Annotated in this window: 12 protein-coding genes and 2 pseudogenes; 7 read left to right on the forward strand and 7 right to left on the reverse strand. The window is 42.4% G+C overall.

Features of this window, described 5'->3' with window-relative positions:
* Positions 1-31 precede the first annotated feature (31 nt).
* The gene (locus tag PV763_RS15670) at positions 32-244 is read right to left on the reverse strand and encodes a hypothetical protein (protein WP_420938180.1); all 213 of its coding nucleotides are present in this window, start codon (positions 242-244) and stop codon (positions 32-34) included.
* Positions 245-606: 362 nt separating this feature from the next.
* Between PV763_RS15670 and PV763_RS15675 the strand changes: the two genes are divergently transcribed.
* A complete protein-coding gene (locus PV763_RS15675; RefSeq protein WP_004281002.1) occupies positions 607-1,983 on the forward strand; it encodes an NAD-dependent succinate-semialdehyde dehydrogenase in 1,377 nt (458 codons plus the stop codon).
* A gap of 24 nt (positions 1,984-2,007) precedes the next feature.
* On the opposite strand, the gene PV763_RS15680 is transcribed toward PV763_RS15675, so the two are convergent.
* The 3 genes from PV763_RS15680 to PV763_RS15690 form a co-directional block, all read right to left on the reverse strand.
* The gene (locus tag PV763_RS15680) at positions 2,008-3,024 is read right to left on the reverse strand and encodes a pirin family protein (protein ID WP_420938181.1); all 1,017 of its coding nucleotides are present in this window, start codon (positions 3,022-3,024) and stop codon (positions 2,008-2,010) included.
* Between the two features lie 141 nt (positions 3,025-3,165).
* Positions 3,166-3,765, reverse strand: a complete 600-nt coding sequence (locus tag PV763_RS15685) for a hypothetical protein (RefSeq protein WP_005108413.1) — start codon at positions 3,763-3,765, stop codon at positions 3,166-3,168.
* A gap of 331 nt (positions 3,766-4,096) precedes the next feature.
* Complete coding sequence (locus PV763_RS15690; protein WP_420938182.1) at positions 4,097-4,642, reverse strand: glutathione peroxidase; 546 nt, start codon at positions 4,640-4,642, stop codon at positions 4,097-4,099.
* Positions 4,643-4,833: 191 nt separating this feature from the next.
* Here PV763_RS15690 and PV763_RS15695 point away from each other — a divergent pair.
* The 3 genes and pseudogenes from PV763_RS15695 to PV763_RS15705 form a co-directional block, all read left to right on the forward strand.
* A pseudogene (locus PV763_RS15695) lies at positions 4,834-5,442 on the forward strand (DMT family transporter); the annotation flags it as partial.
* 95 nt (positions 5,443-5,537) lie between these two features.
* Positions 5,538-6,401, forward strand: a complete 864-nt coding sequence (locus tag PV763_RS15700; protein WP_004679438.1) for an IS982 family transposase — start codon at positions 5,538-5,540, stop codon at positions 6,399-6,401.
* A gap of 22 nt (positions 6,402-6,423) precedes the next feature.
* Positions 6,424-6,717: pseudogene (locus PV763_RS15705) on the forward strand (EamA family transporter); the annotation flags it as partial.
* 432 nt (positions 6,718-7,149) lie between these two features.
* Here the strand turns inward: PV763_RS15705 and PV763_RS15710 are convergent.
* From PV763_RS15710 to PV763_RS15720, 3 genes are read right to left on the reverse strand one after another with little or no spacing between them, the layout of a single operon-like run.
* Positions 7,150-7,719 (reverse strand): L-threonylcarbamoyladenylate synthase, encoded by a 570-nt coding sequence (locus tag PV763_RS15710; protein ID WP_004732594.1) that lies wholly within the window; start codon positions 7,717-7,719, stop codon positions 7,150-7,152.
* A 41-nt stretch (positions 7,720-7,760) separates the two neighbouring features.
* On the reverse strand, positions 7,761-8,900 hold the full coding sequence (gene dprA, locus PV763_RS15715) for a DNA-processing protein DprA (protein WP_004732592.1): 1,140 nt from the start codon (positions 8,898-8,900) through the stop codon (positions 7,761-7,763).
* A gap of 56 nt (positions 8,901-8,956) precedes the next feature.
* Positions 8,957-10,111 (reverse strand): LysM peptidoglycan-binding domain-containing protein, encoded by a 1,155-nt coding sequence (locus tag PV763_RS15720; protein ID WP_420938183.1) that lies wholly within the window; start codon positions 10,109-10,111, stop codon positions 8,957-8,959.
* 120 nt (positions 10,112-10,231) lie between these two features.
* Between PV763_RS15720 and def the strand changes: the two genes are divergently transcribed.
* From def to PV763_RS15735, 3 genes are all read left to right on the forward strand, one after another.
* A complete protein-coding gene (gene def / locus PV763_RS15725) occupies positions 10,232-10,762 on the forward strand; it encodes a peptide deformylase (RefSeq protein WP_004644875.1) in 531 nt (176 codons plus the stop codon).
* A gap of 92 nt (positions 10,763-10,854) precedes the next feature.
* Positions 10,855-11,265: a DUF2946 family protein gene (locus tag PV763_RS15730; RefSeq protein WP_004732588.1), complete on the forward strand. Its 411-nt coding sequence runs from the start codon at positions 10,855-10,857 to the stop codon at positions 11,263-11,265.
* Between the two features lie 72 nt (positions 11,266-11,337).
* The gene (locus PV763_RS15735) at positions 11,338-13,401 is read left to right on the forward strand and encodes a TonB-dependent copper receptor (RefSeq protein ID WP_004732586.1); all 2,064 of its coding nucleotides are present in this window, start codon (positions 11,338-11,340) and stop codon (positions 13,399-13,401) included.
* Positions 13,402-14,017 lie beyond the last annotated feature (616 nt).

Below are 14,017 nucleotides of genomic sequence, written 5' to 3' on the forward strand. Positions count from 1 at the left end.
AAAACACTAGGTTGGTATACGCCTAGTGAAGTTATGGCTGGTTTTTATACTGTTGCACTTGCCGCTTGAATCCGCCTTTTTGCTTTTCGTTATAGCTTCTGAAAACTTTATAAATCGCTAAACCTGAAGATGCTATTGGAAAAGCTTTTAAAATTTCTTGAAAAATAGTATCAGTCGTTTCTAAAACTGTATTATCAAAATAGTTTTCTGCTGTTTGAATGATATTAGATGGTATTTGACTCATTATGAATTTTCTTTTTTCTACTATATAGAATAATGTACTACACACCTGAAAATTTGAAATTTATATTTTTAGCATCACCTTAAAACAGCTGATTTAGATTATTTGTTTTAGCTTGGAATTTTTGCAAGTATCGATCTTGAGAGTGTTGGTTTTACATTTCCGATTCTTAAATAAATTTTAATTTGTACCACTCGATATAACTTTTACCCTTTCTCAGTAATGTTTTGAACCAATCTGTAAGCAGGCACACGCCATAAATAAATCAATGATAAGTTAAATAATTCGAACAGATACTCGCTTGTTATAACTTGATGCGATTGGGTTTTGAACAGGCGAAACTTATAATTGAAAAAGGGAAAATCATGGCTTATCAATCTATTAATCCATTTACCAATCAAAAATTGAAAGACTACCCCTCCCATAGCGATCAAGATATTCAAAATGCACTGGATGGTGCGGAAAAGATTTTAAAATCAGAATGGTCGAAGCAGGCCGATTTAAGAATTAAAGTATTAAAGAACATAGCCGAGCTTTTAAGAGAGCAAAAGTCTGAACTGGCCAAGCTCATGACTCTGGATATGGGGAAACTGATCAAGCAGAGTGAAGGCGAAATCGAAACCTGTGCCAAAATTGCAGAATACTATGCTGATCATGCCAAAGAATTTTTAGCGCCCGTGTCCTATGAAACGGAACTGGGCGAAGCTTGGGTCGAGCATCATCCATTGGGCATTGTTATGGCAGTTGAACCGTGGAACTTTCCGTTTTATCAACTGATGCGAGTGTTTGCACCGAACTGTGCCATCGGTAATCCGGTTCTGGCAAAACATGCCGGAATTGTACCGCAATGTGCGGAAGCCTTTGAACAACTGGTCTTGGATGCAGGCGCACCCAAAGGTGTCTGGACCAATCTGTTTATCAGTGGTGATCAGGTCGCTGAGGTGATTGCAGACAAGCGTGTGCGTGGTGTGGCATTGACAGGTTCAGAAGGTGCGGGCAGTGCAGTCGCTGAAAAGGCCGGAAAACATCTTAAAAAATCAACGCTGGAACTGGGCGGTAATGATGTGTTCATCGTACTCGATGATGCAGATCTGGAACGCGCGATCAAGTTAGGCTGTCAGGCGCGTGTCAATAATGCCGGGCAGGTATGTACGGCGGCGAAGCGATTTATTCTGCATGAAAAAATTGCCGAACAATTCAAGGCCGGCATGCTGAAAGCTTTTGAACAGTTAAAACTGGGTGATCCGCTCGATCCTGAAACCACTTTAGGACCGCTGTCTTCAAAAGATGCGCTGGAAAAACTCAGCGAGCAGGTCGAAAAGGCAGTAGCACAAGGCGCGACTGTGGTCACTGGCGGCAAAGCTGTAGAACATCAAGGCAATTTCTATGCACCAACCATTCTGGAAAATATCACGCGTGAAAATGAAGCCTGGTATGAAGAATTTTTTGGCCCAGTGGCACAAATCTATGTGGCGAAGGATGATGATGAAATTGTCGAAATTGCCAATGATTCCAATTATGGTCTGGGTGGTGTGATTCATTCACAGGATATCGAGCGGGCGAAAAAGCTAGCGTCACGGGTAGAAACTGGCATGATCTGGATCAACTGGTTTACTGATACCACGCCTGAGTTACCATTTGGTGGAATTAAAAATTCCGGTTATGGGCATGAACTATCGATTGATGGTTTTAGAGAATTTGTGCAGAAGAAACTAGTTGTCGTCAGAAGCCCGAAAAAATAATATGATCTGATGTCAAAGAAGCCACTATTCAGTGGCTTCTTTGTCTGGTTGGTCTGGATATTCTTCACGTTTGCCGCCTTCATAACTGGCAAAGCGCGGATGTTCTGGTGCAAATGACGGTTCAGCACTTGGCCAAGGCCAGCCACCAAACTGGGTTTCGCGATAACGGCGAAAAGCAGTATCTAGCTCTTGCGCACTATTCAGCACAAAAGGCCCATGCATAGCCACCGGTGCACCGATCGGTTCACCTTCCAGCCATAAAATATGTGATTCCAGCAGCCCACCTTTGAGCTGAATATCTGCATCCGGTTTGAGTTCAAGTAGATGCTTCGGCGCTATCTTCTGTCCTTCCAGTTCCAGGCTTTTACCTTGATAAAAATAACAAAAACGCGTTGCAGTAGCAGTGCTGGCAGGAATGGTTAATTCTGCTTCCGGCTTTAAAGTGATTAAATACATATTGAGTTGATTCTCTGGCATGGCTGCCCATGAATGTGGCGGACGATCCAGTGCCTGAGTCTGTTTAAACTGTCCTGAAATGACCCGGATCTCCGCTTTACGTCCGGTCGCATCGGCTGAAAATACATGTGGAATATGTTCACGCCACAACATTTTATAATCGGCCGGCTGCTTTTTTTGTTCCGGTGAGGAATTCAGCCAGATTTGAAACAGCTCCAGAGGATTGTCCTGATCCTGATGGACTAAAGGAAACATCTCGCAATGCTGTACCCCATTGCCGGTAGTCAGCCATTGCACATCACCCGCGCCATAACGTCCCGAGTTTCCCAGCGAGTCAAAATGATCGACATACCCGCGCTCGACAATGGTAATGGTTTCAAAGCCAGTATGCGGATGCTCCGGAAAGCCCGGAATACTCTCGCCATAATACATGTCATATTCATGCTGCTGTGGCGGGGAAACTGGGCCTAATTCGGCATTGCCTTGTGGATAATGATCTTGATGGTGAACGGTAAAAATAAAAGGATCTTTCAGATCAAGCCGGGATGTGACTGGAACCACAGAATACAGCACTGAATTCGACATGATTGAACTCCTGATGATCTGATTAGATGAAAATTGTTGATCTAAATGTAATTTTTATAATCCATAACAGTGTATAGCCTGCAAGGCGATTGAGGAAGACATGTTTCGATCAATCGCCTCAAAATGAGATTTTTAGGTATTTTAAGTATTATCCTGATCAGTATTGCTCTCTGATTCCTGATCTGGATTCTGGATCAGCAAGCCGGCCAGTTTGACCATTTCGGATTGCACATTAACCATCTGGGATTCAATCTTTTTCAAGTTCACTTGGCTGAAATCCACCTGACCATTTAAAAGAGGAGAAGCCAGAACTTGCTGATTGGCGGTCATAATGTTGTCACGAATCTGGTCAATTTCCTGACTTTTCAAGTTCAGGTTGCCTAACACCTGATTAAAACTGCTGAGTTGCTGTTGTAGCTGGGTCGCAGTGGACTGCAGTTGCTGGGTATCTTTAGCTTCGACCGCCGTTTGCAGTTCGGTCTGGGTCTGTTTTAACTGTTCTACATAACTGCCGGCCTTGAGCTGCAAGTCGGCGACATCACGAACCATATAAAACATATTGCCCGATTTAAGTTCGGTTTGTGCTGCTGAACTCTGTTGCTGAGAGGCTGGTTCCAGATCTGAGGTCGTGGTATCTGCCTGTTCAGCCGGTGCTTCGACAGCCTGTTCACAGCCCATCAGTAAAATTCCAGAGCTAAATAATGCGAAAGGAAGGACAGCATTGGCAAGAATCTTGGACATGGAATCAGGGTCTCGATACAGGTGATGGAATTTGAGTAGTATTTAATATAAGGACAAACTATGGAGATAAAAAAGATTGTTGCAAACTCATAACAATTCTTCTGGGTTGCGAACGTTGCTCTATTCAAAAACAAGAAAAAGATTATTAAAAGCTGGTAAAGAAGTACTTTGCTCTCACCAAATTGGCTTGTTTGGCCTGCAATCACTTTGAAAATGTTTTTAGGTGAATTTTAATGCAATTAAATAATCGTTTTTAAATAAAAAAAAATAAGTATCTACCAAGAAAATAGATACTTATTTCAAGCTTGATGCTTATGAGAATAATCGAGAATTATTTTGCAAGTTCTGCATTCACTGCATCGACAATCCGTTGATCATCTGCAGTAATATCTGGAGCAAAACGTGCCACTACTTCACCATTTTTATTGATCAGGAATTTTTCAAAGTTCCAGAGCACTTCTGGTGGCTGATTTGGGGTTAAACCATAATCGACCAGATCTTTCCACCAAGGGCCTTCACCGATACGTTCCGGTACAGCCTGCGTAAGGTTGGCATATAAAGGATGCTTGTCTTCACCCGCGACAGAGATTTTAGCAAATAGCGGGAAGTCGACTTTATAATTTACTGAACAGAATTCCTGAATCTCGGCTTCGCTACCCGGTTCCTGTTCCAAAAAGTTATTGGCAGGGAAGCCCAGAATTTCCAGACCTTCCGCTTTTTTGTCCTGATACAGTTTTTGTAAGCCTTCATATTGCGGCGTCAGGCCACATTTAGATGCGACGTTAACCACCAGCAAAACCTTACCCTGGTACTGGTTTAAAGTGGTTTCTGTTCCGTCAATGGTTTTGACTGGAATGTCATATACAGAGCGAGTCATTAGATTTCCTGTTTATTGCGACTGAACGGTATTTGTTTTTAACGGGTATTCGCTTTCAGTACAAGTAGAAACAGGTGAGCTTAGTTACTTAAAGCTGCAAATTGCCTCAATATTATGTGAAAAATCTATTATGCTAGGATGCGCGAATAGGCATAGCTTAATAACAAGACCAGCGAATCATGGATGAAAGTATGACACAGCAACAAAAGGCAGTCTGGTGGGCCATGGCCTTACCACTGGCCGCAGTTTTGATTTGGTCTCTGAATATGACGGTTACCCGTTATGTGGCAGATTATATTTCTCCCATCAGTATCAGTTTTTATCGCTGGGCCTTGGCCTTGCTGATTTTAACGCCATTCATGTTGCCCAAAGTCAAAGCAGCGTGGCCGCAGATTCGTCCGCATCTCGGACATTTTGCCATTTTGAGTGCGCTGGGAATGGTGCTGTATCAGGGGCTGGCTTATAGCTCGGCACACTATACCACTGCCACCAACATGGGCCTGATCAATGCCTTTATTCCTATTTTTACCATTATCGTGGGTATTTTTGTTTTAAAGATTCGCCCGACACAGGCTGCAGTGCTGGGAAGTCTCTTGTCCTTTATTGGTTTGATGTATGTCATGGCACAAGGGCAGGGCCTGCAGTTTTTAACTGTCGGTGAAAGTTATATTGGCGATCTGTTGATGTTGATCGCAGTATTTTTCTATGCCTGTTATGGCGTGTTTCTGAAAAAATGGCAGATTCAGATTCCACTCTTAGTGAGCCTGTATATCCAGATTTTTATGGCCTTTCTCTATCATAACCTGAGTTCGATATAAAAAAAGAGTAGAAAAAAAGCCCTGTTTTTGTAACATATTGGTTCTCAAGACAAAATGTTATAAAACAAGGCTTCTCAATGGATCATATTACCGAATTATTTTGTATTTTGGATGATTTCTGCAAAAAATTTAATGAATCTTTAGAGAAAGCTTTAATTTCTAATCAAAAAACCAGGTTGAAAAAGTCAGCTTTAAGCTTGTCTGAAGCAATGACCATTGTCATTTTATTTCATCAATCCGGTTTTAGATTCTTCAAATATTTTTATTGCCAAATGATCGTTCCATTCTGGAAATCTGCTTTTCCTAAACTGCTTAGCTACAACCGATTTATTGAAATCATGCCCCGTTGTTTGCAAGCTCTGAGTAGTTTCTTCCATCAGGTGAAAGGAAAAGATACGGGAATCAGTATCATTGACTCCACTAAATTGGTAGTTTGCCATAATCTTCGGATTAAAAGGCATCGTGTATTTAAAGGCTTGGCCGGTCGTGGAAAAAGTAGTACGGGTTGGTTTTATGGTTTTAAATTACATCTCGTTATCAATAATTTAGGTGAAATTATTAATCTCAAGCTGACATCGGGAAATGTTCATGATGTTGCTATATTAGAATCTTTAACTCAAGAATTAAAAGGGATCCTACTCGGAGACAAAGGCTATTTGAGCAAAGCAAAAGCCGAAGCTTTAGCAGCAAGAGGACTGAAAATATTGACCCCATCACGTCGGAATATGAAAAATAAACCCATCCAAACTGAAGAAGAAAAACAATTACTTTGCAGAAGAGGATTGATCGAAACAGTGAATGATCAATTAAAAAATTTACATCAACTTGAACATTCACGTCATCGTTCGGTAAATAATTTCATGGTGAATATCATGGCTGCTGTAGTGGCTTATTGTTTGAACCCCAATAAGCCAACTTTCCAAAATATGCTAAAAGGTTAAGTGGATTTCATCGAACTCAGGTTATCATATTCCTTTGGTATTGATTTTAGGTCTGGATAGCATCAATCATGCTAATGCAGCCAGCATTATCTATGCCGGAATTTTTCCTTCTATTGCCGCACCCTTGTTCTGGATGATGGCTGTGCAACAACTTGGTCCCAATCGCAGCAGTATTTTTATGAATCTGATGCCTGTCTTTACCGCAGTAGTCGCATATTTGTGGCTGGGCGAAGCCTGGACCATGTATCACAGTATCGGCGGTGGCATCATTTTACTCGGAATCCTCTGGGCACAATATCCCGGAAGATCCGCTTAATCAGGAATTAAAAGAGCTGATTAAGAATTTTTTCTGATTAAATATTGATCTTTTGAACAATTTTTTTTAATTGAAATCCCCTTTTAAATGCTAATTTTCAAATGTTAAAACAAATAGAAAAATATCGTTTTATTTTAAAAAGAGAATAGAAAGAGCAAGATATTTTGAATATTGGTCAAAAATTGTTTGCTATTAATAGAAAATATGTATTATTTGATTGTTTTATTATACTTGTCGTTGTACTCAGTTTCTTTCATAATGCGCCCATCGAGAATGATCAAGCAAGAAAATCCTTGTTTTATCAGACTCCCAGAGATTTTCTGAACCCTCTGGATGTGATTTATGCACATCCTTTTTTATGCTCAGCCATCCCTATATGGCTGAGCTTTTTTTGTCTTAAAACTTTAGTCGGGCTTGAGTGTCCCGACTAAATCAGACACGAATAACTACGCCAGTCACTGCATCAATGATCCGGCTTGGTTGCTGACTTAAACCGAGGTCACCATTCAGATAATTCAGGTTCTGGTCAAAATAGCGGATCGCATCCTGCAGTGAGCGGGCAGGTTCCATGCCGGCAGGGTTGGCACTGGTAGAAACGATAAAACCGCCAAAGGCCTGACACAATGCGACACAGAGCGGGTGAGTGGTCACGCGGACGGCTACTTTAGGATGATGACCTTTAATCCAGTCAGGAATATCTTTATTTGCAGGAAGCAGCCAGGTGGTCGCACGCTCAGCAGGCCTGTCATTGCTCCAGGATTCAATCACTTTTTCACGCATTTCTTCGCTTAAATCCTGCAGCAGGTGTTCTACCTGTGAAAGATGAGCTGCCAACAAAATTACACCTTTCTCAATCGGGCGCTGCTTCAATTCTAAAATTTGATGAAATGCCTGTTTATTATAGGGGTCGCAACCCAAGCCCCAAACAGCCTCTGTGGGATATGCCAAGACTTGTCCGTCTTTAAGCCATGCTGCTGCTTCGGCAACAGAGGTAGTGATCATGTGGATACCTTATATTAAACAACAAAGCGCTATTGTGAACTTTATTTGAGAATCCGACAACGTAGATACAGGCCGGCTTGCTGGGTACAAAAACCGAGTAACTCCAGCTCCATCAGTTGACTGGTCAGCGCAGACACTTCTTGCTGTACCTGTGTCCTCAGCTGATCCAGACTCTGTCCCACCCAGTCCAGTTGATTATAAAGACTGAGCAGATGTGGCGGAATCTGCTGAGGTTCTGCTTCAGTAACTTCCATTTTGGTGGTGTTTTCCATCGCTTGCCATTGCGTCGCCAGTGCCAGTTCTTCGATGACCTGCTGCGGGTGATCAATCAAAATTGCACCTTCACGAATCAGTTGGTGGCAGCCCTGATGATGCTCGCTGTAAATATGTCCCGGAATGGCAAACACAGTTTTACCTTGCTCAGCTGCCAGTTTAGCCGTAATCAGAGAACCACTTTTTAATGCAGCCTCTGCCACAATCACACCTAGACTTAAACCACTGACGATTCGGTTGCGCCGTGGGAAATGGTGTTGCAAAGGCAGCGTATCTGGTAGAAACTCACTGATGACTGCACCATCGTGCTCAATGATTTGCTGGCGTAGTGATTGATGTTGTGCTGGATAGGTTTGATTCAGTCCAGTCGCCATCACTGCAATTGTCCCTTGATGCTGTAACGCAGCCCGATGCGCTGCTTCATCAATACCGTATGCCAGACCGCTATTGATATAGAAACCCTGTTCACTCAAATAAAAGGCAAAATCATAAGCCACTTGCCGGCCATGCGGACTCGGCTTGCGACTGCCCACAATTGCAATCTGTGCCTGAAGCAGGGTATCAGGTCGACCTTGACCAAAAATGATCGGTGGTTTATCTACATAAGGATGCAACTGCTGCGGGTAATGCGGATCGCTATGCAATAAAATAAAATCGCTATCCTGCTGGATCTGTTGCAGACAACGCTGAAATTTCTGTTGCGCTTCTGGGAGGTAAAACTCTTTTAAGCGCTGCACATGATTGGCATGAAGGCCGAGTGCTTGCCAGACGGGTACTTGATCCGGCTGAAGGGCATGCGCCAGTTCGGCATAATGTTGACTGATTTTATAGAAACTCGAAAGAGAATGCTGAACCAGATACCATAACGTAATTGTTTCCAGTTGCGCGCGTGATAACGGGTTCAGCATATTGAGACCTATAGGGTTGTCTTCTTATTATTAAGTTTTTTTATTTAGACAAATATTTATTCATCTAAAAGAGGTGCTTGAATTCCTGCACCAACCTTGATTGGTAATTCGCTCTCTAGCACATAGGCATAGCTTAATTGATCGAAGTTTTTGAATACCATGATTTGGCCAATACGCTCACCTGGCAATTGCACACGTTCTTTAGTTTTAGGATCAGTGACCACTTCACCTTTTTGATTCACACTAAAGACATGACCCGTCTGAACTCCATGTGCCGTACCACGGTCAATGGTGACAACACTATGACGTGCTGCTGTACCAATTGACCCCAATACACGCACAATCTGGCCACCGGCAGCAATATTTTCTGCATTGGTCGGATAGAACAGAGTCGGTAACATTGGATCGTATTCAGGGAGTACACGGTCACCGCGACGTACTTCAGCATTGTAACTATCTGTCAGTTCAAGTGTGGTGACATCACCTTCGCCACGAACTGCAATACCAGATGCCACCTGTTGCAGCTCCAGTGCAGCCGTATATTTCTTGCCGTTTGCATCCGTAAATACATACGGTTCCGCTTCACGATACACCGCATAGCGTTGGCCAACTACCAGACCGTGACCACGTGCATAAACTTTCTGGCCTTTGCCAGCCAGTACGCGCTGATCTGCAGTTCCGAGAATGTAGGGTGTGCCCTGAACTGAATCAGGTGCCAGAAGGGTATAGCGTTCCAGCCACTGCTTGATATGCTCAAGCGGAATCACTGGAATGGTATTATTTAAAGATTCAACCCGAATCTGGGGTTGCAGAGAAGTACTGCCAAGATAGCGGCTGATAATACCTTCACAACCATCACCTTCGTCTTTACCAATAATTGGACGGCCCTGGTAATCGCACATTAACAGGCGGTCACCCGGGAAAATCCAGTGTGGATTTTTCACGTGCTTATTGCTGGCCCAGATTTCCGGCCAACGTACCGGATTTTTCAGGAAACGTTTCGAGATGTCCCAAAGCGTATCGCCTTTTTTCACCACATAAACGTTCGGTGCATCGGCTTTTAATGCCGGTGGATTGACGTTGCGTGCAGGTGCTGCCTCGGCAGAATGAATGGTCCCCATACTGACGCCTACACAAACGGCAAGTGCCAGCATCTGATTTTTAAACCCCAAGGCACTAAAAAATGGCATGCCCTTCAAAACCTTTTTCATTATCATAATTCCTAAAATTATGTGCGTAGTTGCGTTATAATAACGATCTTACACACATTTTTTTGATGAAGCATTCCCTTCATTTGGTTTTTTGATCAATGGCATAATTGAGGACGCAGTATGGCCTTATTACCTATTTTAAGTTTCCCGGATCCCCGTCTTCGTACCATTGCACAACCTGTCGAAGAAGTGACTGATGAAATTCGTCAGCTCGCTGCGGATATGTTTGAAACCATGTATGAAGCACCAGGTATCGGACTTGCCGCGACTCAGGTGGATCGTCATATTCAGCTGATTGTTATGGATCTGTCTGAAAATAAAGATCAACCGATGGTGTTTATTAACCCCAAAATCACACCATTGACTGAAGAAACGCAGCCTTACGAAGAAGGCTGTCTATCAGTTCCTCAAATATACGATAAAGTTGATCGTCCGTCACGCGTAAAAATTGAGGCAATTAATCTGGAAGGTCAAGCATTTGAGCTCGATGCTGACGGACTTCTCGCTGTGTGTATCCAACATGAAATGGATCACTTAAATGGCAAATTATTTGTCGATTATTTATCGCCATTAAAACGTCAACGTGCACGTGAAAAAGTGGAAAAACTGGTCCGCCAACGTAATAAAGACAAGGTGGCAGTGAAACGCTAGGATCATTTTAAAGTTTATTTAAATGGTCTAGCAAAGCCCAATTCTGATTGGGCTTTGCTATAATCGACATAAGCATGTTTTAGGAATAGCCTGTGTTTTTACGCGCGGGGCTGCTATTTGCATTTGCAGCTGTGTTTCTACAGATTGCTGTATTTTTACAGCCTTTGTTACCGAAGCAATATCAAGTTGCTCCGGTCTGTGAAATCATCACGCGTGCGCTTTTTATCGCCACAGATGCCCATGCGCAGTATAGCGCTGGCGAGCATAGCCACCTTGTCCAATCCGATCATCTTCAACATGATCATCATGATGCCAATCATCAGTGTCAGTACTGTACGGTTTATGCCAATTTAGTCTTACCGCCTGATCTGGACATCAAACAGGTTCTTGACCGGATTCATGTCCGTTTAATTGCTTATCAAAAAACCTTTAAGCATGTCTGGTTTGTCCTTCAGCAACTCTTCTTAATTCCTCAGGGGCGAGCGCCACCACTACCTGCATAAATCTGCATTTTTCAGCTTGGGTTGGTATTGACTCAAGCCGTGCCTAATTTATGTATTTAGTGAGATAGAGAAATGGCTCAGCCTAAATTTTCTTTACAGCCACTTGCGGCTGCGATTTGTGTTGCTTGTTATTCTTCGGTGGTGATGGCCAATGATGCCATGCCGGTGCAGACGTTTGCCCCGATTGTAGTGACGTCAGCAGCAGGTAATGATGCCAATGGGCTGATTGTCCGCGCCGACCCTAAACAGCCGATTCAACCGATTCCTGCCAGTGATGGTGCGGATTATTTACAAAGTATTGTCGGCTTTAGTTCGGTCAATAGCGGTGCCGGCACCAATGGTGATGTGACGTTTCGCGGCATGTTTGGTTCACGAATTAAAATCCTGACTGATGGCACGGAAAACCTGGGGGCCTGTCCAAGCCGGATGGATTCGCCGACCTCCTATATTTCCCCGGAAAGCTATGACCGTATTTCGGTGATTAAAGGCCCGCAGACGGTGCAATATGCCAATACTGGCTCTGCGGCAACGGTGATTTTCGAACGTACACCGGAACAGTTTGATCAAGATCAAAACTATCGTGGTCAGGCCAGTGTCTTGATGGGATCTTTCGGGCGCCTTGATCATAATGTCGAAGTCGCAGCAGGCGATGAACAGAAATATATCCGTCTGAATACCAATCGTTCGGTATCGAATAGTTATCAAGATGGGGATGGAAATACAGTTCCTTCAGACTGGGAACGCTGGAATACTGATTTGGCGATTGGCTGGACACCAGATGAAGATACTTGGGTCGAGCTAAGTGGCGGTAAGGCAGATGGTGAATCAGTTTATGCTGGCCGTACGATGGATGGCTCTCAATTTGCACGTGAAAGTTTAGGTTTGCGTGTACAAAAACAAAACCTAACAGAGACACTTAAGAAAGTAGAAGCGCAGGTCAACTACAATTTTAATGACCATGTCATGGATAATTTTAGCTTACGTCAAGTTGATGAACCTAATAAAGCCATGACCGTTACACGTCGAACTTTAAATTCACGACTATCAATGACTCATGAGTGGGATAAGCTACAGTTAGTCAGTGGTGTAGATTCTCAATTAAATAAACATGCGGGCGGTATGTACCATTCGACTAAACCCATGATGAACTCTCATGTAACAACAGATATGAAATTCCAGTCCTATGGGGTTTTTGCTGAGTTAAGTCATGAACTAAGTGATAACAATAAATTGGTTACTGGTGTGCGGGTCGATCAAGTGGACATTGATGCCTTAAAAACTGGACAGAACCGTCAGGAAACCTTGCCAAGTGGCTTCATTCGTTTTGAAAATACCCATCCAGAACATGATGATGGTAAAACCTATATCGGACTGGGGTATGTGGAGCGTGTGCCTGATTATTGGGAATTATTTAAGACCGATTATCATGGAATAACTGCAAATACATTTAAGCAACTGGAAACGGAAAAGACCTTACAACTCGATCTGGGTTATCAACATCATCATGGCGCGTTTAATTCTTGGGTATCGGCTTATGCCGGTGTGATTCAGGATTTTATTCTGATGACTTATCCTAAGTCTGGAAACTCTGGGCATAGTCATCCTATGAATAATGATATGGGGGGGATGCAGCCAACAAAAATGAATAGTGCGGATTCAAGAAATATCGATGCAACCATTGCAGGCGCAGAAGCTGGAATTGGTTATCAGTTTACTGATGCAATTCAGGCAGATATCAGTGCCATGTATGCTTGGGGTGAAAACACCACAGATAATACGCCGTTACCACAAATCTCTCCTTTGGAAGCCCGTGTTAACTTGCGCTATGTTCAAGACAAATATAATTTTGGATTGCTATGGCGTGTAGTGGATGGTCAAAACCGGATCAGTCTTAACGAAGGTAATATTGTGGGTTATGACAACAAGCAGAGCGCAGGCTTTGGCACTTTGTCTTTAAACGGTAGCTACCATGTCATGGATAGCGTGGATGTATCAGTCGGAGTCGATAATGTTCTAGACCGGACTTATACCGAGCACTTAAATAAAATGGGTGCTTCCGGTACAGGTTTACCAATAACCGAACAGTTTAATAATATGGGACGTAATTACTGGGCACGTGTCAGTATGAAATTCTAATTATTGCTTAATATTCTAAAAGCCATTGCTCAATAGCGATGGCTTTTTAATTTTTAGCGTTGCAATAAATTTCCATATTTAAATCGGGCCTATGTATCTTGGAAGAAGACCAGATAAAACAAGTTTTATGTATATAAACGCCAGGTTGTTGAAGAATCAAACAAAAATAGAATGTGAATTGAACGATATAAGTCGTGTGATAAAGACTTTTATAATTTAAATTCAAATAAAACAATATCTTATTATGTTAATAGATGGGTTTTGTTGAATGTGCTCAATAAAATTCAAAAATAATGAAAATAAATTAACGATATATAACAGTTACTTATATTTTTATTGGTTTGAAAAATAAACACACGGTAAAAAATCTTTGCAAGAAGTGTTGCAAGCCCTCTGAAATGCTGTAGAATGCACATCCATCGGCGGTGATGTTGATTAAAACTTGTTGAGAAACAAGGATTTAGCCTAAAGGGTGAAATCTAGAAGTCTTGAAGAAGTTTAAAAATAATCAATAAAACCTGTTGACTCTTTAGAAATAAAGAGTAATATAGCCGACCTAGCTTGCTGGTGACGAATTAGCAAGAAGATCATTAAGAGATTATGAAGAACAACTTGT

Origin of the sequence: Acinetobacter sp. AS5, assembly GCF_048957595.1 — a bacterium.
In the GTDB taxonomy this organism is placed as follows: domain Bacteria; phylum Pseudomonadota; class Gammaproteobacteria; order Pseudomonadales; family Moraxellaceae; genus Acinetobacter.